The sequence below is a fragment of the Arthrobacter sp. 10N410 genome (assembly GCF_056394945.1).
This window is the reverse complement of sequence record NZ_JBFTIP010000001.1, coordinates 74,467-94,819: the sequence shown is the minus strand read 5'-3', so window position 1 is coordinate 94,819 and position 20,353 is coordinate 74,467. Positions and strand designations below refer to the sequence as shown.

Below are 20,353 nucleotides of genomic sequence, written 5' to 3'. Positions count from 1 at the left end.
TAATGCCCATGGACTCGCTCATTCATTCACTTCGTGACATCACCATCCGCCGGATTTCGGTCAGCGAGATGGACAACAACGTGTACCTGCTCACCGCCAAGGCGTCCGGCGCGCAGCTCCTGATCGATGCGGCCGATGATCTGGCCGCCATCCAGGGGCTGCTGGCCGACGCCGCCGCGGATACCGCCGCGACGCCGAAACTTGCTCTGATTGCCACCACCCACCAGCACTGGGACCACGTCCGTGCGCTGCCGGGCCTGGTGGAAGCGACCGGGGTGAAGACGGCTGCCGGGACGGATGACGCCCCGGAACTGCCGGTGAAGGTCGATGTGCTGCTCGATCACGGCGACGTCGGCAACTTCGACGGGTTCGACGTAACGGCGGTGCACCTGCGCGGCCACACCCCGGGTTCGGTGGCATTCGTGTACCAGGACCCGGAGGGACCGGCGCACATCTTCTCCGGCGACTCGCTGTTCCCCGGTGGAGTGGGCAATACACAGCAGGATCCGGAGCGGTTTGCCCAGCTGCTCACGGATGTCAGCGAGCGGCTGTTCGACGTGTATCCGGACGACACCGTGGTGCACCCGGGCCACGGGAAGCCGACCACTCTGGGCGCGGAACGCCCGCACCTGGAAGAGTGGCGCGCCCGCGGCTGGTAACTGGCGCTAGAGGTTGTGACTGGCGCTGCGCATAATGCCGGTCGCTGCGGGAATTCCCGTAGCGACCGGCATTTTGCGCGTCATCAGCTAATTTATCTAGCGCACAAGCGACCTTAGCGGCTGCGGCGTTCGTTCGACGCCGGGGCCGACGCGCGGCGGGGTCCGCCGCTGCGGGCCGGACCGCCTTCGCCGGAGCGGCCGTTGCCGCCGCCTGCGTAGGATCCGCCGGAGGTGCCGCCGGTATTGGAGGACCAAACCGCTGCGGAGCCGCCGGACTTGGCGCCTGCCGCGGCACGCTGGCCGGTAGCGGGACGTCCGCCGCGCTGGCCGCCGGCCGAGGCGCCGGTACGGCCTGCACCGGCGCGGGGTGCCCCGCCGGTGCGCGGTGCCGAACCGGTGCGGGGTGCGGAACCGCCGCGGGAGTCGCTACGACCCTCCGCAGCGCGACCGTCCGAGCCACGGCCAGCCGAGGCGCGGCCGCCGGCTGCGGGAACATCGTTGTGGTGCGCGTAGGCCGTGGTGCGGCCACGGCCCCGGGCGTTGCGACGCTCGGCGCGCTCGGCGTCGGCCCGGTCCTGGTTCTTTTCCGCGACGCGCTCTGCGGCGTTGCGGGCAGCGGCCTGGCCTTCGTAGGCCACGGCGCGGCGCTCGGCACGGGGAAGATCGGTACGGGGAGCCTCGGCTCCGACGCGTCCTCGTCCGCCACGGCCGCCACGGCCACCCGCGGTGGGTGCAGCCTGGGTGGTGCGGCGGGCGCGCTTGCGCTCGGCGTTGGCACCGGTGGAGGTGCCGCCGCCCTGCTGCTTGGCCTTGGTGGCCAGCAGCGCGGCGCGGGTGCGCGGATCGATCTTATCGGCCATCTCGCCGACCAGCTCGGCAACCAGCGGGGAGTTGGCAGTGACGCGCTCGAAGTTGACCTCGACGCCGGCAGCCTTCATCAGCTTCTTGACGTCGGACTGCTGCTCCGGCAGGGTCAGCGTGACCACGGTGCCGTCGGAACCGGCGCGGGCGGTACGGCCCGAGCGGTGCAGGTACGCCTTGTGCTCCGTGGGCGGATCCACGTGGATGACCAGCTCGACGTCGTCGACGTGGACGCCGCGGGCGGCGACGTCGGTGGCCACCAGCACGCGGACGTCGCCGGAGGAGAACTCGGCGAGGTTGCGGTCACGGGCGTTCTGCGAGAGGTTGCCGTGCAGATCGACCGCGGGGATGCCGGCGTCGGTCAGGGTCTTCGCCAGCTTGCGGGCATGGTGCTTGGTGCGCATGAAGAGCACCCGGCGGCCGGCGCCCGAGGCGAGCTCGACGATCAGCTGCTTCTTGACGGTCTGGTCGTTGACGACCAGGACGTGGTGCTCCATGGTGGTGACCGCAGCCTGTGATTCGTCCACGGCGTGGGTCAGCGGGTTGGAGAGGTAGCGCTGCACGATCTTGTCCACGCCGTTGTCCAAGGTGGCGGAGAAGAGCAGCCGCTGGCCCTGGCTGGGGGTCATGTCCATGAGCTTCTTGACCACCGGGAGGAAGCCGAGGTCGGCCATGTGGTCTGCCTCGTCCAGGACGGTGATCTCGACGGCTTCGAGGGTCAGGATGCGCTGGCGGATCAGGTCCTCCAGGCGGCCCGGGCAGGCGATGACAATGTCGACGCCGGAGCGCAGCGCCTTTTCCTGGCGGGCCTGGGAGATGCCGCCGAAAATGACGTTGGTGGTCAGGCCCATGGCCTTGGCCATCGGCTCGATGGTCGCGTTGATCTGGGTGGCCAGCTCGCGGGTGGGCGCCAGGACCAGGCCCATCGGGCGGCCGGGCTTGCGGAAGTGCGCGGCTTCCCGCTCGGCGAGCCGTGCCACCAGCGGAATGGCGAAGGCGATGGTCTTGCCGGAGCCGGTACGGCCGCGGCCCAGGACGTCGCGTCCGGCCAGGGTGTCCGGGAGCGTCTTGACCTGGATGGGGAACGGTTCAACGATCCCCTGGGCGGTGAGGGTGTCGGCGAGGGCCTTGGGCGTGCCGAGGGCAGCAAAAGTAGTCATGTGTTTCAAAGGTCTTTCAGGCGGTATCCAAGCGGATATCGGCCCCCGGTGCCGGTTGGCCCAGGGGTTCGCCGAAGAAAAGTCAGGTGATCAACCGGGCCGCTTGCAAAGTTTTGCAGGCCGCCGGGACCAAATAGAACGCGTTCATCGACGCAGGATGTGCCTCTCACATGAATAAAGCCCACGGCCTGCATTTGGAGTCCGGAGGAATCCTGCAGGGGATCCGGCCGGTGAACCGAGGCTGACCAAACCGAATCCAAAGTGGGCATCACTGCACATCAAGTTCCTCCAGTCTAGCATCTGCGCGTGCCCTCCCGTTTTCAGGGCCTCCCAACTAGCTCGCAGTTGTTGTCGTTTTGCGCGCTCATAACGACAACTATTGCGAGTCAGTTGGGCGGGCCTGCGGCGCCTAGGCTCGCCCGGATCCGGACACCCGGGGAGCGACCGCCACGCCCGCCACGCCGATCGCCGCAGTAAGCGCGAAGACCCCCGCGAAGGGCGCGACGCCGGTGCCGGCCGCCGTCGTGAACGCCGCGAAGACGATCCCCGTCGCGGCCAGCGCCAGGGCGCCGCCGAGGGAGTCGGAGATGGACATTGCCGAGCTGTTGAAGCCCTCGGTGTCCTTCGTGGACAGCGCCAGGGTCATCACACTCAGCCGCGGGTACATCAGCCCCATCCCGCCGCCGGCGAAGATCCAGCCGGTGATCGCGACGGCGGCCGGCCACGCCAGGAGCGTGGTCGCCAGCGCCAGCAGCACGGCGCCGAGGACCAGCGCCGAGCCGATCCTGATCGCGCGGCGGTGGTCCAGCCTGGCCCCGAGCCGGCCCTGGATCGCGGAGGCCGCGGCCCAGGCGAGCGCTCCACCGGTGAGGGTCAGGCCGGCGAAGGTGGGCGAGAAGACATAGCGCTCCACCAGCAGGTAGGGCAGGTACACCTCGGCGCCGAAGAACGCCGCGGACGCGAGCCCGCGGGCGAGGATGACGGCGGGCAGGCCGCGGCGGGCCGTCAGCGTCCCGCTGGGCACCAGGGGGCGGACGGCCACCAGCGCGACGACGACGGCGGCCGCCGCCAGCACCCAGCCGGCCGCCGGCAGCTCCACGGACAGGTTCAGCCCCAGCACGGCGAGCGCCGCGAGGCCGGCCCAGGCCAGCCGTCCGTAGTCCCACGGTCTGGGCGACGCCGCGCCGTCCTCGGCGCCGCCGGAGAGTCCGCGCAGGGCCGGGACGATCATCAGCAGGGCCGGCACCACCAGCCCCACCACACCGAGGAAGACCCAGTGCCAGCTGGCCAACTGGGCGACCAGCCCGGCGGCGAAGGGGCCCACCAGCGAAGGAATGACCCAGGCCGCGGCGAAGGCGGCGAAGATCTTGGGGTGCAGCACGGGCGGATAGACGCGGGCCACCACCACGTAGAGGGCCACCGTCACCGCGCCGCCGCCGAGCCCCTGGACCAGCCGTCCGGCCAGGAGCATGGCCATGGTCCCGGCCGATCCGGCGATCAGCAGGCCCAGGACGAACAGCGCCACGGAAGCATAGAGCGGGCCCACCGGGCCGCGCCGGTCCGACCAGTTCCCGGCGGCCACCATCCCGATGACGCCGGTCGCCAGCGGCCCGGCGAATGCGAGGGCGTAAAGGCTGGCGCCATCCAGTTCGCGGCTGACCAGCGGCATGATGGTGGTTACCGCCAGCGATTCAAAGGCCGCCAGGAAGACGAGGGCCAGGGCGCCCAGGGTCACCAGCAGGTAGCTGCGGTGGAAGATGCCGCCGGTATCCGGGGCGGTATCAGTGCCCGGTACGGGAGGGTCTATTTGAGGCACGTGCCACAGCCTACTAGAGGGGTGCCGGGCGGGTGCCCCAGCCGGGACGGAGCGCCCAGCCCGCCGGACGGTCCCCGGCCATCACCGAAATGCTCACCCGGGCGCGTCGAGCCCCTGGGCCGAAACCACCACGGCGCCGCTCGCCCTGGAATCCGGATTCAGCATCCAGCCCACCCGTTTGACCGTGCTGAGCATGACGACGCTTTCGACCAGTTCGATCCCGGGCACCTTCTCCTGCAGCGCCAACTCGATGCCCATGACATCCGCCAGGGACTGCAGCCACATGATGATCACGAAGTTGGTGGGACCTGTGGTGGAAGCGCTGAGCCGCACATTCCGCATCGTCTTCAGCTCGGCGGCCGCCGCCTCGTGCCGGCCGGCCGGGACGTTGACGAACCACTGGCAAGTGACGGGGAAAGCCGAAAACCTCTGGGCGACCTCGCAGCGGAAAGACAGGATCCCGCTCGCGAGCACCCGGTTCAGCTGGCGCTGGACGGTGGCCGGGTGCCTGCCCAGTCCGCGCGCGACCTCCGCCGCCGTGGCCCGGCCGTCCTTGGCCAGGAACGGCAGGAGCGCCAGGTGGCTGGCCGGCAGGCTCTCCCTGGCGGCAGTCGGGGCGACGCCAGTGGCCTCGGGGCCGGCCATTGCCTTCACGGCGGCCTGCTGTGCGCGGCTGAGCACGTTGAGCCGCCAGGACCCGCCGCTTGCGTGCAGCCTGGTGCACAGCGCGGTCTGGTATTTGAGCAAGCCGTCAATCTCCTTCAGCCGTTGGATCACTTGCGTGCCGAACTCGTCCAGGGAGGGCGTGATAACGGTCAGCATCAGGTCCCGGTTGCTGGCCGCCTCCTCGACCGTGATGATTTCCGGCATCCTGGCGAGCCTGGCCGTGACTTCAGCGCGCCGGTGCATTTCGCAGTCAACGGCAACGAACGCCAGGCACATCTGATGGGGGTCGCCGATCAGGTGGGCGGTAATCCAGGAGACGCCGGAAGCCCGCAGCCGTTCCCAGCGGGCGGCCAGGGTGGTGGCGTGGACGCCCAGCACCTCCGCGGCATCCGCCCAGCTCAGGCGCGGCGCGATCTGCAGGACGTTGATCAGGGCGAGGTCGTCCTCGCTGAGTTCCACCATTCACTCCTTCACTCATGCACAAAAACTGTGATGCAGATCAGTTCCTGCATATTTCCAGCCCTTTGGCCGCCTGTGAACCACGTCACTTCAGAATAGACGAGAAAGCCGAACCCACCACATAGGAGAACATGTGCCGATCACCGCAGACGCCCGGGAAATGCAGGCTGACCTTGCCCGGTTCCGCCACGAGCTGCACCAGGAGCCCGAGATCGGACTGACCCTGCCCCGCACCCAGGAGAAGGTGCTCCAGGCACTCGACGGGCTCGGCTACGAGGTCACCCTCGGCACGGACACGACGTCCATCACCGCGGTTCTGCGCGGCCAGGCGGCCGGAAACGGCGCGGATACCCGCCCGGCGGTACTCCTGCGCGCGGACATGGACGGCCTGCCGGTGCAGGAGAAAACCGGCGTGGAGTTCACGTCCAGGGTCGACGGCGCCATGCACGCCTGCGGCCACGACCTCCACACCGCCATGCTCACCGGCGCCGCGACCCTTCTGGCCGAGCGGCGGCACCGGCTGGCTGGCGACGTCGTGCTGATGTTCCAGCCCGGCGAGGAGGGCTTCGACGGCGCCGGCCACATGATCCGCGAGGGCGTGCTCGATGCCGCCGGCCGGCGCGTGGACGCTGCCTACGGCATGCACGTGTTCTCCGCGCTGGAACCGCACGGCACCTTCTGCACCAAGCCGGGCGTCATGCTCAGCTCCTCCGACGGACTGATGGTCACCGTGCTCGGCGCCGGCGGCCACGGCTCGGCCCCGCATTCAGCCAAGGACCCGGTCACGGCCGCCGCCGAAATGGTCACCGCCCTCCAGGTCATGGTCACCCGCCAGTTCAACATGTTCGACCCCGTTGTCTTGTCCGTGGGGGTGCTCCAGGCCGGCACCAAGCGCAACATCATCCCGGAAACCGCGCGCATCGAGGCCACCATCAGGACCTTCTCCGAGCAGTCCCGGCAGAAAATGATGGACACCGTGCCGCGCCTGCTGAAGGGCATCGCCGCGGCGCACGGCCTCGACGTCGACGTCGACTACCAGCAGGAATACCCCCTCACCATCACCGACGAGGACGAGACGCGCACCGCGGAAACCGTCATCGAGGGCCTGTTCGGCGACTCCCGGCTCGCCCGCTGGGCCACCCCGCTGAGCGGCTCCGAGGACTTCTCGAGGGTCCTCGCCGAGGTCCCCGGCACCTTCATCGGGCTGAGCGCCGTCCCCCGCGACGCCGACCACGCCACCGCCGCGTTCAACCACTCCCCGTACGCGACGTTCGACGACGGTGTGCTGGCCGACGGTGCCGCGCTCTACGCGGAGCTCGCCATTTCCCGGCTTGCCGCACTTGCGGCAGCCAACGCCCCCGCCGCGGCCACGGCCGCCGGCTCCACCCTTTCCTAGCCCCACCCCCTGAGGGAGAAGACCATGACAGCAACCGCGTCCATGCCGACGGCAACCCGGACCTCCACCCGCAAGACAATCATCGGCACCGGCATCGGCAACGCCGTCGAATGGTACGACTGGGCCATCTACGCCACGTTCACGCCATTCATCGCCAGCCAGCTCTTCAGCAAGGCCGATCCCGCCTCGGCGGTGCTGTCGACGCTGGCGATTTTCGCCGTCGGCTTCGTGGCCCGGCCCTTCGGCGGCTTCCTGTTCGGCTGGATCGGTGACCGGATCGGCCGCAAGGCTTCGATGACCCTGGCCGTGGGGCTAGCCTCGGTGGGCAGCCTGATGATCGGCATCGCGCCGACCTTCGCTGCGGTCGGCGCGTGGGCCTCGCTCATGCTCCTGGTGGCGCGCCTGGTCCAGGGGCTGGCCCACGGCGGCGAGCTGCCGTCGTCGCAGACGTACCTGTCCGAGATGGCGCCGAGGGAACACCGCGGCTTCTGGGCCACCCTGATCTACACCTCCGGCACGGTGGGAATCCTGTTCGGAACCCTGCTGGGCGCCGTGCTGAACATGGTCCTCAGCACCGAAGTGATGAACGCCTGGGGCTGGCGCATCCCGTTCCTGGTCGGCGCAGCCATGGGCCTCTACGCACTGATCATGCGGTCCCGGCTGCACGAAACGGACGTCTTTGCCGGCGAAGCCTCGGCGGAGAAGCACGCTCCGATCTGGCCGCAGATCGTCCGCCACCGCAAGCAGGCCCTGCAGGTGATCGGATTGACGGTCGGCTTGACGGTGATCTACTACATCTGGGGTGTTGTCGCTCCCAGCTACGCCACCACGGCCCTGAAGATTGACCGCGGCGAAGCCCTGTGGGCCGGCGTGATCGGCAACATCGTCTTCATCGCGGCACTGCCCTTCTGGGGCAAGCTCTCCGACCGGATCGGCCGCAAGAAGGTCCTGTGGGCCGGGGCGATCGGCGCAGGCATCATGCACTTCCCGATGACCGCGCTGCTCAAGGACTCCGCCTGGCAGCTGGCCGTCAGCATGTCCGTGATGCTGGTCTTCATCGCCGCCAGCGCTGCGATCGTTCCGGCCGTCTACGCCGAACTGTTCCCCACGAGCATCCGCACTGTCGGCGTCGGCGTTCCCTACTCGATCTGTGTGGCGCTGTTCGGCGGCACCGCGCCCTACCTGCAGCAGTGGCTCGGAACCAGCCTGCAGATGCCGCAGCTGTTCAACGTCTACGCCGTGCTGCTGCTCGCCATCTCCGCCGTCTTCGTCTTCACCATCCCGGAAACGAAGGGCAAGGACCTCACCCTCTGAGGTGGCGCGCCAGGGCCGGCCTGCGTCAGTCGCCGACGAAACGATCCTTGCCGGCCCGGTACCCGAACACGGCGGCCAGCGAGCCGACCACCAGGAAGAGCACGCCCGCCGCGGCGAAGGATCCGGTGGCCTGGTGCAACTGTCCGACCAGCAGGGTTCCGGCCGAGCCGACGCCGTAGCCCACCCCCTGCATCATGCCGGACAGGTGGGCGGCGGTGTGGCCGTCGCGGGTGCGGAGCATGATCATGGTCAGGGCCACCGCGGTGAGGCTGCCCTGTCCCAACCCCAGCAGCCCGGTCCACACCCAGACCAGGTCCAGGGGGCCGAAGATGCTCAGGGCGAAGCCGCCGCCGGTCATCAGCGCCACCACCGTGTTGATGGCGCGCTGGTCCCGGAGCCGGGCGGCGAGGGCGGGGGCAAACAGGGATCCGAGCATCTGCAGCACGATCGAGGCGGACACGATCAGGCCGGCCGTACCGCCGTCGACCCCGCGCTCGCGCAGGATCGGCGCCAGCCAGGCGAAAACGCTGAAGGACATCATGGCCTGGAGCACCATGAACCCGGTCACCTGCCAGGCGACCGCCGAGCGCCACACGTTGATCCCGCTGGCCGCGATCTGGTGCCGCCCGTGGCGCTGGGCCGCCGCCAGCGGCAGGAACAGCAGGAGTACGACGCCGGCCGGCAGCGCCCAGAACCACAGCGCCGCCGTCCACTGGCCGCTCGCGCTGAACAGCGGGTAGGTGAAGCCGGCGCCGAGGGCCGCGGACGCGCAGATCGCGGTGGTGTAGAGCCCGCCCATCAGGCCGAGCCGGTGCGGGAAGTCGCGCTTCACGAGGCCCGGAAGCAGGACGTTGCAGAGCGAGATGGCAGCGCCGCAGGCCGCCGTGCCGGCCAGGAGCGCGGGCAGGTGGCCCAGGCCGGGTACGTCCAGGGGGCGCAGCAGCAGGCCTGCGGTCAGCACGGCCATGGCTCCAAGCAGCACCCGTTCGGCCCCGAACCGGCGGGCCAGCCGCGGCGCGAGCGGGGCGAACACACCAAGCAGGGTCACCGGCGCCGTGGTCAGCGCGACGACGGCCCAGCCGGGCAGGCCGACGTCGGCCGTCACTTCCGGAAGGACCGCGGCGAAACTGGAGAAGACGGTGCGCAGGTTCAGTCCGATCAGCACCAGGCACACGCCCAAATAGGCCAGTGCGCGGCGGCTGCCGAGTAGGGTGGGCTCCGCGGCGGGAACGTCGTCGATCTCCGCGTCCACCAGGGGATCCAGCCGCTGGTGCGGGTGGCCGCCGGCAGCGGTGCGGGCGGGCACGGGTGCGTTTCCAGGTGTCGTCACCGACCTATTCTGGCAGGCGCGGGGCGCCGCTTCGAAAGAATGGCGGAGCGACGCATGGACGCCCGGACCGTCCTCCGCGTGGCCGTATGGTGGTTCCCCGGTCCGTCGGGCCTGCGCGAACTCCACTATTCTGGGAGTGATGAGCGAATCCCCAGAATCCCCCCAGACGCCGCAGCCTCCCCGCCCGGTTACTCCCGGCAGCCAGGCATCGTTCGGCACCTACGGCGGCCGGCCGGTCAGCTTCGTACGCCGCGGCACCCGCCTGCAGGGACGCCGCCAGGCCGCGTGGGAAGAGCACTCGGACCGGTGGGCGGTGGAGGTCCCCCGGCACATCGCCAACACGTCCGTGCACCCCGCTTACGTGTTCGACGCCGAGGCCGAGTTCGGCCGGACGGCTCCCTTGATTGTCGAGATCGGCTCGGGGCTGGGCGACGCCGTCTGCCACGCGGCCGAGGAGAACCCGGACAAGGACTTCCTGGCCGTGGAGGTCTACACCCCGGGCCTGGCCAACACCCTCATCAAGATCAACAGCCGCGGGCTGAGCAACGTCCGGGTGGTGGAGGCCAACGCCCCCGAGGTGCTTGCCACCATGCTCCCGGCGGGCTCGGTCACCGAGCTCTGGGTCTTCTTTCCCGACCCCTGGCACAAGTCGCGGCACCACAAGCGGCGCCTTATCCAGCCGGCCTTCGCCGAGCTCGCGGCCCGGGCGCTCAAGCCCGGCGGTATCTGGCGGATCGCGACCGACTGGTCCAACTACGCCGTGCACGTACGCGAGGTCCTGGCCGGCTCCGCCGACTTCGAGAACCTGCACGAGGGCGAGCGCAGCGGCGCTGACAGCCCGCTCACGCAGGTCTGGGAGTCCGGGGTGGAGTCCGTTGTGGGCGGGGCCCCGGTCAAGGAGGGCCGCGCGCCGGTCAGCACCGAACACACCGGGCCCAACGAAGGCGTCGACGAGACCGGCGGCTGGGCGCCTCGGTTCGAGGGCCGGATCCTGACGAGCTTCGAGAACAAAGCCCACGAAGCGGGCCGGCTGATCTTCGACCTCTGCTACCGGCGCCGCTGACACACGCACCCGCCCGGTCCCGGTGCCGGGACAGCGGCCGGCGTGGCACAAGTGCTGTTGCGCAGCAGGTTCCCGTGGCACGATTACCGAAGATGCATGGCTAGCGGCGGCACGAAGGCGCCGGCCGAGCCAGAAGACGCGAAGGACCGATCATCAAAAAAGAACTTAAGGACGCCGCGGAAGTCGCCGAGGACGTCACCAACTCCAAGCCACTCGAGTACGCGGCACGGGCAGGGTTCGCCGTTTCCGGCGTCCTGCACTTCCTGATCGGGCTCGTCGCGATCCGGCTCGCGATGGGCGGGCAGGGGCAGGCTGATGTCAGCGGCGCCGTTGAGGAACTCGCCAAGCAGCCGGCTGGACCGGCGCTGCTGTGGAGCGCCTTCGCGGCCTGCGTCGCCCTGGCCATCTGGCAGACCAGCGACGCGGTGTTCGACTTCAACCGCCTGCCCACCAAGGACAAGGTCGGCAAGAAGCTCAAGGCCGCCCTCCAGGCCGTGGTCTATGCCGGGTTCGGGCTCACGCTGGCGTCCGTGGCCCTCGGGGCCCACGCAGACCACCGCCGCTCCACCAGCGACCTCACGGTCCAGCTCATGAAGGCCCCGGCCGGCGTGCTGCTGCTGATCGTCATCGGCGCTGCCATCGCGGTCACCGGCGTCGTCTACGCCATCCGTGGCTTCCGGAAATCGTTCCTCAAGTACCTGCGCCTGCCCGCCAACGAGCACACCCGCACCGCGGTGACCGTCGCCGGTGTCGCCGGCTATGCCGCCAAGGGTGTGGCCCTGCTGTTGACCGGGCTGCTGATAGTCATCGCCACCGTGAAGGCTAACCCGGCGGAATCAACCGGGCTCGACGGCGGGCTGAAGGCCCTGCGCGAGCAGCCGCTCGGGATGTACATGCTCGCCGCCGTCGGCGCGGGCCTGATCTGCTACGGCATCTTCCTGGCCGTCCGGGCCCGGCTCGCCCGGATGTAGGGGCTTCCCTACCGCGGCGGCACGGTGATGACCGCGACGGTCTGCTGCTGGCCGTTACGCATCTCGATGCTGGCGATGCTGGCCAGCTGCAGCGGCGTGGCCCCGGTGATGCGCACCTTGCCGCTGGGGGTGGCCGTCCAGGCGCACGCCCGGTCCTCGCCGCCGTCGCGGCCCTTCACCCAGAGCGAGAGGGTGCCGTCCACTGGCATGCTCCTGCCATCGACTGCCAACTCGGTGCCCCACGTTTTCTTCACGAGGCCGACGGTGAACTGCGGCCCGTTGCCGGCCGCCACGGAATAACTGGCGTCCGGCTGGGGCTGCTGTGCCAGCAGCGGCCCGGCCAGGAAACCTACCGCCAGACAGGCCGCGGCAACCGCCGCCAGCGCCGCCGACCACAGCCGTCGCGCCTTCCGCCGGCGGGCCGCGAGCGCGGCCAGCAGCCCCCGAGGGACGGACACCGGAGCAGCCTCGGCGGCCGGGGCGGGCCGCGTGAGTGTGGTGAGCGCGACGGCGTCGGGCACGGGGACGGCGTCGAGCAGCGCCGGGAGGCTGGCGAGTTCGTCGAGGGCCGTGCGGCAGTCCCGGCAATCGGCCAGATGCCGTTCGAAAGCCGCAGCCTCACCGGGTTCCAGGCCGCCGAGCAGATACGCGCCAAGCAGCTGGTGGAGTTCGGTTCCGTTCACTGCTGCACCCCCATTTCGTCGAGGATCGTCCGCAGGGCCCGCACCGCGTAAAAGGCCCGGGACTTCACCGTACCGGCTGGAATGTTCAGGTGCGCGGCGGCTTCCTGGACGGTGAAGCGGCGGTAGTGGAGGGCGACCAGGACGTCCCGGTGCTCGGCACTGAGGCGCAGCAACGCCTCCTCCATCAGGACCCGGTTGAGCAGCTCATCGACGCGTTCCGCGGCGCCCGCAGGGTCGGCGACCTCACGCTCGGCGGCCTCCCGCGGCCGGCGCTGGGCCTTGCGGTAGTTGTCGATCATGATGTTGCGGGCGGTCCGGAATAGATAGCTGCGCAGGCTGCCGGTGATCTGCGGCGCCTGCTGCCAGACGCGCAGCACCGTTTCCTGCACGACGTCGTCCGCCAGCTGCGGGTCGTGGCACGCGCCCAGGACGAACCGCCGCAGCGCCGTTCCGTGCTCGCGATAGATCGCGGCCACCACGTCTTCATCCAGCGGCATGCGGCACCTCCCGGGCTTGGTCCCTCTGCCCCACTAGGACGTACACGCCGGCCCGAAAGTTCAACGGAACACCCTTGAACCATTCTTCACCCGCCGCCGTCGTAACAGCTAGCCGGACAGCGAGATGGCCGGCACCTAGCCTAGGAGCCAACAATGACAAAGCACTTCGGCGCCACCCTGTCTGCCCTCGCTCTTGCCGTCGTCGTTTCCGGCTGCGCTGGGGGCAGCGGGACCACGACGCCGGCGCCGGCTGCCGGCACAACGGCGGCCTCCGCCACCACAGCGGCTGCCTCCCCGGCGCCGGCAACTTCGGCGACCGGCACCTCCGGGTCCAGCGCCCCGGCGTCGGCCGCTGAGCTTAAGACTGCCGCGACCAGCGCCGGGCAGGTGGTCGTGGACGCCAAGGGCATGAGCGTCTACCTCTTCGCCAAGGACACCAAGGACTCCGGCACGAGTGCCTGCACCGGTTCCTGCATCGCCGCCTGGCCGCCGGTGCTTGCCGGCTCCGACGCACCGGCGGCGGAAGGCGTCACCGGCAAGGTGGGCACCATCCCCACGCCGGACGGCAAGAAGCAACTGACCATTAACGGGATGCCCTTGTACTACTATGCCAAGGACCGGGCGCCCGGTGACACCACCGGCCAGGGCGTCGGGAACGTTTGGTACCTCGTCAACCCTGCCGGTGAAATGATCACTTCCGCCGCTGGCGGCGGCTACTAGGCCCCGGACGCGAGGCCGTCGTCGGACTCGTCCTCGAACTCGACGGCGGCCACGATCTCCCGGGTCTCCGGGTGGATCATGTACGCCTCCTCGTCGTCCTCCAGCATGAGGAACTCGCCCTGGTCCGTGGTGAAGTGCCAGGCCAGGACGCGTTCGCCGTTGTGGTCATGGTTCGGGTCGCCCATGGTGATCTTGAGCAAGGTGTGTCCGGCCACCTCGCAGAGCTCCCGGATGATCAGCTCAAACTCCGGCGCGCTGCTGAGTTCCTCCTCGGTCGCCGCTGCCTGACGCTCCGACAGGTTCGGGATCCGGGACACCCGCTCGTGGATGTGCCGGTCGAGTTCGTCCTCGTCCAGGACCAGCAGGTCCGGCTGGCCGCGGAGCCAGGCGGCATTGAGCGCGACAATGTCCTCGGTTTCCAGCAGCGGCTCGAATTCGTCGTCGAGCTGCTCCAGGAGCTGGACCGCCTCGGGTACCGCCGCCGCACCGCCGTCTTCACCACCCAGCTCGGCGTCGCCGTCGAGATAGGCCTCCGCTTCCTCCTCCGAGAGCGAGTCATAGGCTGCCACGCTGCGGTTGAACAGGTCCAGGTGCGCGGCGGCGCCCATGCCGGCCAGCCCTTCGCGGACGTACTCGTCGATCTCCTCGCGCTCCGGCACGGTGAAGACGTACTGGGCGAAGCCGCCGCCGAGCGACTGCGTCAGATAGAAGTCCACGTAATAGCTGCGCAAGGCGTTGGCCGCGATTTCCTCGGCATCCAGCAGTTCCGCGTACATGGCGTTGACGACGTCGACGTTGTTGTCCACGATGTCCACGTTGCCGCCGTTGAGGCTCTCCCTGGTCAGCACCGGGGCATGGCTGGTGGCGGTCGGGCTCTGGGTCGGGCTGGTGCTCATGGGGATCCTCACGGTGGTGGGGTGTGCTGCTCCGGTCCCTTCCACGGTAGGCCCGCCCGGTTCCGGGGCGCCCGAGCGCGAGGTGAACGTCAGGCGAAGTTTCCGGGCACCGCCAGGCTGGCTAAGATGGATCAGATGACCAACTGCTGGAAGTAGTGCGCACATGCCATCCCATCCGGACGAGAGTGCGGCACTGGCAATACAGACCCCCGCAATCAACGACCGCTCCCTCGCGGCCGGACTTGCTTACGCCATGGGGAGCCGGGTTTCCGGGATTTCCTTCGACGCCGCCACCGGGCTGATGCTGGGCAAGGTCCGCGGCGGCGCGGACGTGCCGTATTCGACGACGGCGAAGCTGGTCCGCAAGGGCGGCGGCTGGAGCTGCACCGTCGGTGTCTGCAGCTGCCCGGTGCGCAAGGACTGCAAGCACGTGGCGGCCCTGCTGTTTGCCGCCGAGGACAACCCGGCGACCCGCGTCCAGCTGCTCGCGCCCGCGGAATCCTCCCGGCTGTCGCGCCAGCCCTCGGCGCTGGACCTGCCGGACTGGGAGCAGGCCCTGAGCCCGCTAATCGCCCGGCCTGGGATCACCCAGTCGACCAACGGCGTGCCGCTGGCACTGCAGTTCGAGATCGAGGAACCGGCCCCGCACTTCTCCTACACGGGCCGCCGGGACCCGCTGCGCAGCGTCCGCCAGCTCAAGGCCCGGCCCGTCATCATGGGGGCCAAGGGCAAGTGGATCCGGGGCGACGTCTCCTGGAACACCCTGAGCTACCTGAACTACCGGCGCGAATGCAACGAAGCCCACGTGGAGTGGATGCAGGAATTCCTCGCCTCGCACACGGCCCTGGCCAACCGACAGCACGCCGGCACCGCGCCCTGGCTGGGACTGAACACTTACGCCGGCAAGAACCTCTGGAGCCTGCTGGCCGAGGCCCGGAAGATCGGCCTCGCCCTGGTCCACGGCCGGGGCGACGAACCCGTACGGCTGGCCGACGAGCCAGCCGCCGTCGGACTCAACCTGACCCGGCTCGGCGCCGAGGAGGCCGACGGCGGCGGGCTGGCGCTCGCACCGACGATCACCGTCGAGGGCGCGGTGGTGGATCCGGCATCGGTCGGGACCATCGGCCGCCCGGCCCACGGCATCTTCCTGACCTCCGGCGCCGACGCGCTGCCCGGCGTCGCCCCGGGCGACTCCGCGATCACCCTCGCACCCCTGGAGGCCGGACTCAGCGAGGAACTCCTGACCTTCGTCACCGCCGGCACCACGCTACATATTCCGTCCCGGGACGAGGGGCGCTTCCTCACCGGCTTCTATCCCAAGCTCAAGCAGACCGCCCGGGTGACCGCCTCCGACGAATCCGTCGAGCTGCCCGCCCTGGCCGTCCCCACCCTGTCCCTGCTGGCCAACTACGGCGCGGACCACCGGGTCCGGCTGCACTGGGAGTGGCACTACAAGGCCGGAACCCTGGTCACGGCCCAGCCGCTGTGGCGGCACCCCGGCGACCACGGCTACCGCGACGACACCGCCGAGGCCCGCATCCTGGAAACCGTGGGCCAGCCGTGGGACATTGTGCCGAAGCTCGGCGAATCCGCTACCGGAGGCTGGGGCACTCCGCGGCTGGCGGCGTCCGCGGAGCTCAGCGGCCTGGACACCCTCGCCTTCACCGAGGAGGTCCTCCCTAAGCTGCGCGAGCTTCCGGAAGTTTCCGTGGACACGGCCGGCGAGATTGCCGACTACCGCGAGGCCGAGGAAGCCCCGGTGGTGTCGATCTCCACCAAGGCCACCGACCAGCGGGACTGGTTCGACCTGGGCATCCAGATTTCGCTCGAGGGCCAGCCGGTGTCCTTCGCCGCCGTTTTCTCCGCCCTGGCGTCGGGCCAAACCAAGATGCTGCTGCCCAGCGGCGCGTACTTCTCCCTGGACCTGCCCGAGCTGCACCAGCTGCGCGCCCTGATCGAAGAGGCGCGGGAACTGCAGGACAACAAGGACGCGCCGCTGCAGATCAGCCGGTTCCAGGCCGGGCTCTGGGACGAGCTGGCACAGCTGGGCATCGTCGACGAACAGGCCGCCGCGTGGCGCGAGGCCGTCGGCGGGCTGCTCGAGGGCGGCGTCAAGGGCCTGCCGCTGCCCGACACCCTGGACGCCGAGCTGCGCCCGTACCAGCTCGAGGGCTTCAACTGGCTCAGCTTCCTCTACCGCCACGGGCTCGGCGGCGTCCTGGCGGATGACATGGGCCTGGGCAAGACCGTCCAGGCGCTGGCGCTGATCTGCGCCGCCAAGGTCGCCGCCGCCGAGACCGCCGCGTCCGCCGTCGCCGCCACTGTCGCCCCCGGGGCCGCGGCCGACGTCGTCGTCAGCCCGCCCGGCGGCGCACCCGGCGGGGCGCCCTTCCTGGTGGTCGCGCCCACCAGTGTGGTCGGCAACTGGCAGGCTGAAACCGCGCGGTTCGCGCCGGGCCTGACGGTGCGGGCCATCAGCGAGACCTTCGCGAAAAGCGGCTCGGTGCCGGCCGAGGCAATGGCCGGGGCCGACATTGTGATCACCTCCTACGCGCTGTTCCGGATCGACTACGAGGCCTACGCCTCCCGGCAGTGGGCGGGGCTGGTGCTCGACGAGGCGCAGTTCGTAAAGAACCACCAATCCAAGGCCTACCAGTGCGCCCGGAAGCTCCCGGCCGCCTTCAAGCTGGCGATCACCGGCACACCGCTGGAGAACAACCTGATGGAGTTCTGGGCGCTGACCTCGATCGTGGCGCCGGGACTCTTTTCCAGCCCCAAGCGCTTCGCCGAGTACTACCAGAAGCCCGTGGAGAAGAACGGGGACCGGGCACAGCTGGAGAAGCTCAGGCGCCGGGTCCGGCCGCTGATGATGCGCCGCACCAAGGAACAGGTCATCCACGACCTGCCGCCCAAGCAGGAGCAGGTCCTCGAGGTCGTGCTGAACCCGCGGCACCAGAAGGTCTACCAGACGCATCTGCAGCGCGAGCGGCAGAAGATCCTGGGCCTGATCGAGGACGTCAACAAGAACCGTTTCACGATCTTCCAGTCGCTGACCCTGCTGCGGCAGCTCAGCCTGGACCCGTCCCTGATCGACCCCTCGCTCTCGGGGGTGCGCTCCAGCAAGCTGGACGTGTTGTTCGAGCAGTTGGAGGACCTCGTGGCCGAGGGCCACCGCGCGCTGATCTTCAGCCAGTTCACCGGCTTCCTCGGCAAGGTCCGCGAACGGCTCATCGAGGAAAATATCGAGTTCTGCTACCTCGACGGCAGCACCCGCAACCGCACCGACGTCGTCAACGAGTTCAAGAACGGCGCCGCACCGGTGTTCCTGATCAGCCTCAAGGCAGGCGGCTTCGGCCTGAACCTGACCGAGGCGGATTATGTGTTCCTGCTGGATCCCTGGTGGAACCCGGCCTCCGAAGCGCAGGCCGTGGACCGGACGCACCGGATCGGGCAGGCCCGCAACGTGATGGTCTACCGGCTTGTGGCGAAGGACACCATCGAGGAAAAAGTCATGGCGCTCAAGGCCAAGAAGTCCCAGCTGTTCGCCGACGTGATGGAAGGCGACGCCCTCTCCGGCGGCGCACTGACGGCGGAGGATCTGGCCGGGCTGTTCACCGACTGACGCCCGGACCGGCCCGTCCGCGCAGGGGCGTCCAGCCCTAGCGGAGGGCGTCGATCCGGGTGTCCAATGGTGCGTATCGGGAAGAGCCTGGGCGAAGGAGCGGGTGGCCATGGCCGCGCGTATGAGGTTCATTGGCACCGCGGCGCACCCGCGGCGGCCCGCATCGGCGCTGGCGTCGGTGGTGGCAGCCTTGGCGCTGGTTTTGGGCCTGCTGCCGGCCACCGCTCCGCCGGCGCAGGCGGCCGCCCTGTACGGACATGACATCTCCTGGCCGCAATGCCCGACGGCGGTCGGCGGCCTGGGCCTGCCGTTGCCTCCGGCGACTACCCAGTTCGTGGTGCTGGGCCTGACCCGGGGACTGCCCTTCACCGAGAACCCGTGCCTGGCCAGCCAGGTGGCCTGGGTCGGCACCAATAACAAGCGCGCCCACGCCTACACCATGGCGGCTTTCCCCACCGCCGCCCAGCTTGCCACCTACCGCGCGCAGGGGCCGTGGTCCGCCAGTACCCGGGCCGGAGAGCTCTCCAACGTCGGTTACGCCGAAGCCCGCTACGCCCTCGCCAGCCTCCAGCGGGTGAGCTTCCGGCCACCCGTCGTCTGGATCGATGTGGAGCCGCGGCCGGCCCAGCCCTGGCCCGCCGCCACCGCGGTGCAACGGCGCGAGAACCGGTACGTGGTGGAAGGCCTGATGCGGGGCCTCCGGGACGCGGGATACTCCTACGGCCTCTACTCCTTCGCCTCCGGCTGGCAGGACATCACCGGCTCGTGGAGGTTGCCGGGGGTGCCGGTCTGGGCCACCGCCGGGCGCCTCGACTACCCGTCCGAAGCCCTGGACCGGTGCCGGCAGGCCAGCTTCTCCGGCGGCCGGGTCTTCCTGTCACAGTGGTACGACGACGTCCGCGACTACGACCTCACCTGCGCCCCCTACGCGTTTACCGCGCTGCCCGTGCCGGCCTCCGCGCTCTCGGGGGCGACCGCGGATTTCAACGGCAACTGGAACAACGATGTCCTGGCCCGGGTCGCCGCCACCGGCGAGCTGCGGCTGTACCCGGGGACGGGGCGCGGCGGGCTGTTTCCGGGCATCCGGATTGGGGCGGGCTGGGCCGCGTACAACGCCCTCGAGACTCCCGGGGACTTCAACGGCGACGGCCCCCTGGACGTCCTGGCACGGGAGGCCGCGACCGGCAAGTTGTGGCTGTACCGCGGCAACGGCACCGGCGGATGGCTCAGCCGTATCCTGGCCGGCAATGGCTGGCAGATCATGAATGGCATCCTCGGCCCGGGCGATTTCAACGGCGACCAGCGCGTCGACGTGCTGGCCCGAGAGGCAGCGACCGGCTTCCTCTGGCTCTACCCGGGCAACGGCGCCGGCGGCTGGCTCCCGCGGGTGCGGGTCGGGGGCGGCTGGAACATCTTTAATGCGCTGGTGGCCCCGGGCGATTTCGACGGCGACGGCGCCGCGGATGTCGTGGCGCGGGAGACTGCCACCGGCCGGCTGTGGCTGTACCGCGGCAGCGGCACGGGCGGCTGGCTCCCCCGGGTGCTGCTCGGCGGCGGCTGGAACGGCATGACCGCCCTGATGAGTCCCGGGGATCTCAACGGTGACCGCACACCGGACATCCTGGCCCGCGATAGCGCCGGAAACCTCTGGCTTTACCCGCGAAGCAGTGGCGGCACGTGGCTGGCGCGGGTGCGGGTCGGAGGCGGCTGGAACACCCTCAACGCGATTTTTTGAGCCGGCGCCCCGGGGATCACACGGCGGCGGATGCCACAGCCCGCGGCGCCGGCAGGCTCTTGCGGAGCCAGCGTCCCAGGGCCTTGCCCTTGCCCGTCCACCAGCTGTCCTCGTCCGTGTCGTGGTGCCAGCGGAAGATCACCGCAACCAGGACGAAGACCCCGGCGGCCACCTGTTCCCAGGCGCCGGACGCGGCATGGACCAGCACAACGAGGGACATGCAGAGGATGGACGGAAGCGCCAGCGTCCGGAACACGGTGTTGGCTACGTAGCGCCGCCTGGAGCGCGGCACCGAGACTGCCCGGACCATATCGAAACAGACGCAGACCACCACAACGGATTGGCCAAGGGTGAGCAGGAGCAGGCCCGGCAGGGAATGTCCGAAGAGTGCGACGGCGTACAGTCCGCTGTTCATGGCCGGCCCGCGATCGCTGCGGACGCCGGCGCTGCTGCGTCCGGAATAGTTGACTGAAGCATGTGCTGTGCCCCCCGACATTTTGCACTG

General features: G+C 69.7%; 16 protein-coding genes. 8 read left to right on the top strand and 8 right to left on the bottom strand.

What is annotated here, in order from left to right; all coding sequences use genetic code 11:
• Positions 1-8: 8 nt before the first annotated feature.
• A complete protein-coding gene (locus tag AC1DB8_RS00415) occupies positions 9-659 on the top strand; it encodes an MBL fold metallo-hydrolase (RefSeq protein ID WP_476891915.1) in 651 nt (216 codons plus the stop codon).
• Positions 660-772: 113 nt separating this feature from the next.
• On the opposite strand, the gene AC1DB8_RS00410 is transcribed toward AC1DB8_RS00415, so the two are convergent.
• From AC1DB8_RS00410 to AC1DB8_RS00400, 3 genes are all read right to left on the bottom strand, one after another.
• Positions 773-2,680: a DEAD/DEAH box helicase gene (locus AC1DB8_RS00410; protein WP_476891914.1), complete on the bottom strand. Its 1,908-nt coding sequence runs from the start codon at positions 2,678-2,680 to the stop codon at positions 773-775.
• Positions 2,681-3,089: 409 nt separating this feature from the next.
• The gene (locus tag AC1DB8_RS00405; protein ID WP_441416618.1) at positions 3,090-4,496 is read right to left on the bottom strand and encodes an MFS transporter; all 1,407 of its coding nucleotides are present in this window, start codon (positions 4,494-4,496) and stop codon (positions 3,090-3,092) included.
• Positions 4,497-4,589: 93 nt separating this feature from the next.
• Positions 4,590-5,624, bottom strand: coding sequence for an Lrp/AsnC family transcriptional regulator (locus AC1DB8_RS00400; RefSeq protein ID WP_476891913.1), 1,035 nt, complete (start codon positions 5,622-5,624; stop codon positions 4,590-4,592).
• Positions 5,625-5,754: 130 nt separating this feature from the next.
• On the opposite strand from AC1DB8_RS00400, the gene AC1DB8_RS00395 reads away from it, so the two are divergent.
• Complete coding sequence (locus AC1DB8_RS00395) at positions 5,755-7,017, top strand: M20 metallopeptidase family protein (RefSeq protein WP_476891912.1); 1,263 nt, start codon at positions 5,755-5,757, stop codon at positions 7,015-7,017.
• 24 nt (positions 7,018-7,041) lie between these two features.
• A complete protein-coding gene (locus tag AC1DB8_RS00390) occupies positions 7,042-8,331 on the top strand; it encodes an MFS transporter (protein ID WP_476891911.1) in 1,290 nt (429 codons plus the stop codon).
• 25 nt (positions 8,332-8,356) lie between these two features.
• Here the strand turns inward: AC1DB8_RS00390 and AC1DB8_RS00385 are convergent, their stop codons facing one another.
• The gene (locus AC1DB8_RS00385) at positions 8,357-9,637 is read right to left on the bottom strand and encodes an MFS transporter (protein WP_476892279.1); all 1,281 of its coding nucleotides are present in this window, start codon (positions 9,635-9,637) and stop codon (positions 8,357-8,359) included.
• A gap of 163 nt (positions 9,638-9,800) precedes the next feature.
• Here AC1DB8_RS00385 and trmB point away from each other — a divergent pair, with 163 nt between their 5' ends.
• Both trmB and AC1DB8_RS00375 read left to right on the top strand, forming a co-directional pair.
• The gene (trmB, locus tag AC1DB8_RS00380; protein ID WP_441416614.1) at positions 9,801-10,724 is read left to right on the top strand and encodes a tRNA (guanosine(46)-N7)-methyltransferase TrmB; all 924 of its coding nucleotides are present in this window, start codon (positions 9,801-9,803) and stop codon (positions 10,722-10,724) included.
• 152 nt (positions 10,725-10,876) lie between these two features.
• Positions 10,877-11,695 (top strand): DUF1206 domain-containing protein, encoded by an 819-nt coding sequence (locus AC1DB8_RS00375; RefSeq protein ID WP_441417822.1) that lies wholly within the window; start codon positions 10,877-10,879, stop codon positions 11,693-11,695.
• Between the two features lie 8 nt (positions 11,696-11,703).
• Here AC1DB8_RS00375 and AC1DB8_RS00370 read toward each other — a convergent pair whose 3' ends face one another.
• Entirely contained in the window at positions 11,704-12,378 is a 675-nt protein-coding gene (locus AC1DB8_RS00370) for an anti-sigma factor family protein (protein ID WP_441416613.1), read from the bottom strand.
• A complete protein-coding gene (locus AC1DB8_RS00365) occupies positions 12,375-12,875 on the bottom strand; it encodes a sigma-70 family RNA polymerase sigma factor (protein WP_441416612.1) in 501 nt (166 codons plus the stop codon). The genes AC1DB8_RS00370 and AC1DB8_RS00365 overlap by 4 nt, the downstream gene beginning before the upstream one ends.
• A gap of 153 nt (positions 12,876-13,028) precedes the next feature.
• On the opposite strand from AC1DB8_RS00365, the gene AC1DB8_RS00360 reads away from it, so the two are divergent.
• Complete coding sequence (locus AC1DB8_RS00360) at positions 13,029-13,595, top strand: COG4315 family predicted lipoprotein (protein ID WP_441416611.1); 567 nt, start codon at positions 13,029-13,031, stop codon at positions 13,593-13,595.
• On the opposite strand, the gene AC1DB8_RS00355 is transcribed toward AC1DB8_RS00360, so the two are convergent.
• Entirely contained in the window at positions 13,592-14,491 is a 900-nt protein-coding gene (locus AC1DB8_RS00355) for a DMP19 family protein (RefSeq protein ID WP_476891910.1), read from the bottom strand. The genes AC1DB8_RS00360 and AC1DB8_RS00355 overlap by 4 nt on opposite strands.
• Positions 14,492-14,654: 163 nt before the next feature.
• On the opposite strand from AC1DB8_RS00355, the gene AC1DB8_RS00350 reads away from it, so the two are divergent.
• The gene (locus AC1DB8_RS00350; protein WP_441416609.1) at positions 14,655-18,113 is read left to right on the top strand and encodes a DEAD/DEAH box helicase; all 3,459 of its coding nucleotides are present in this window, start codon (positions 14,655-14,657) and stop codon (positions 18,111-18,113) included.
• Between the two features lie 109 nt (positions 18,114-18,222).
• Positions 18,223-19,848, top strand: coding sequence for an FG-GAP repeat domain-containing protein (locus AC1DB8_RS00345; RefSeq protein WP_476891909.1), 1,626 nt, complete (start codon positions 18,223-18,225; stop codon positions 19,846-19,848).
• A 16-nt stretch (positions 19,849-19,864) separates the two neighbouring features.
• On the opposite strand, the gene AC1DB8_RS00340 is transcribed toward AC1DB8_RS00345, so the two are convergent.
• Positions 19,865-20,263, bottom strand: a complete 399-nt coding sequence (locus tag AC1DB8_RS00340) for a hypothetical protein (protein WP_441416607.1) — start codon at positions 20,261-20,263, stop codon at positions 19,865-19,867.
• Positions 20,264-20,353: the final 90 nt, after the last annotated feature.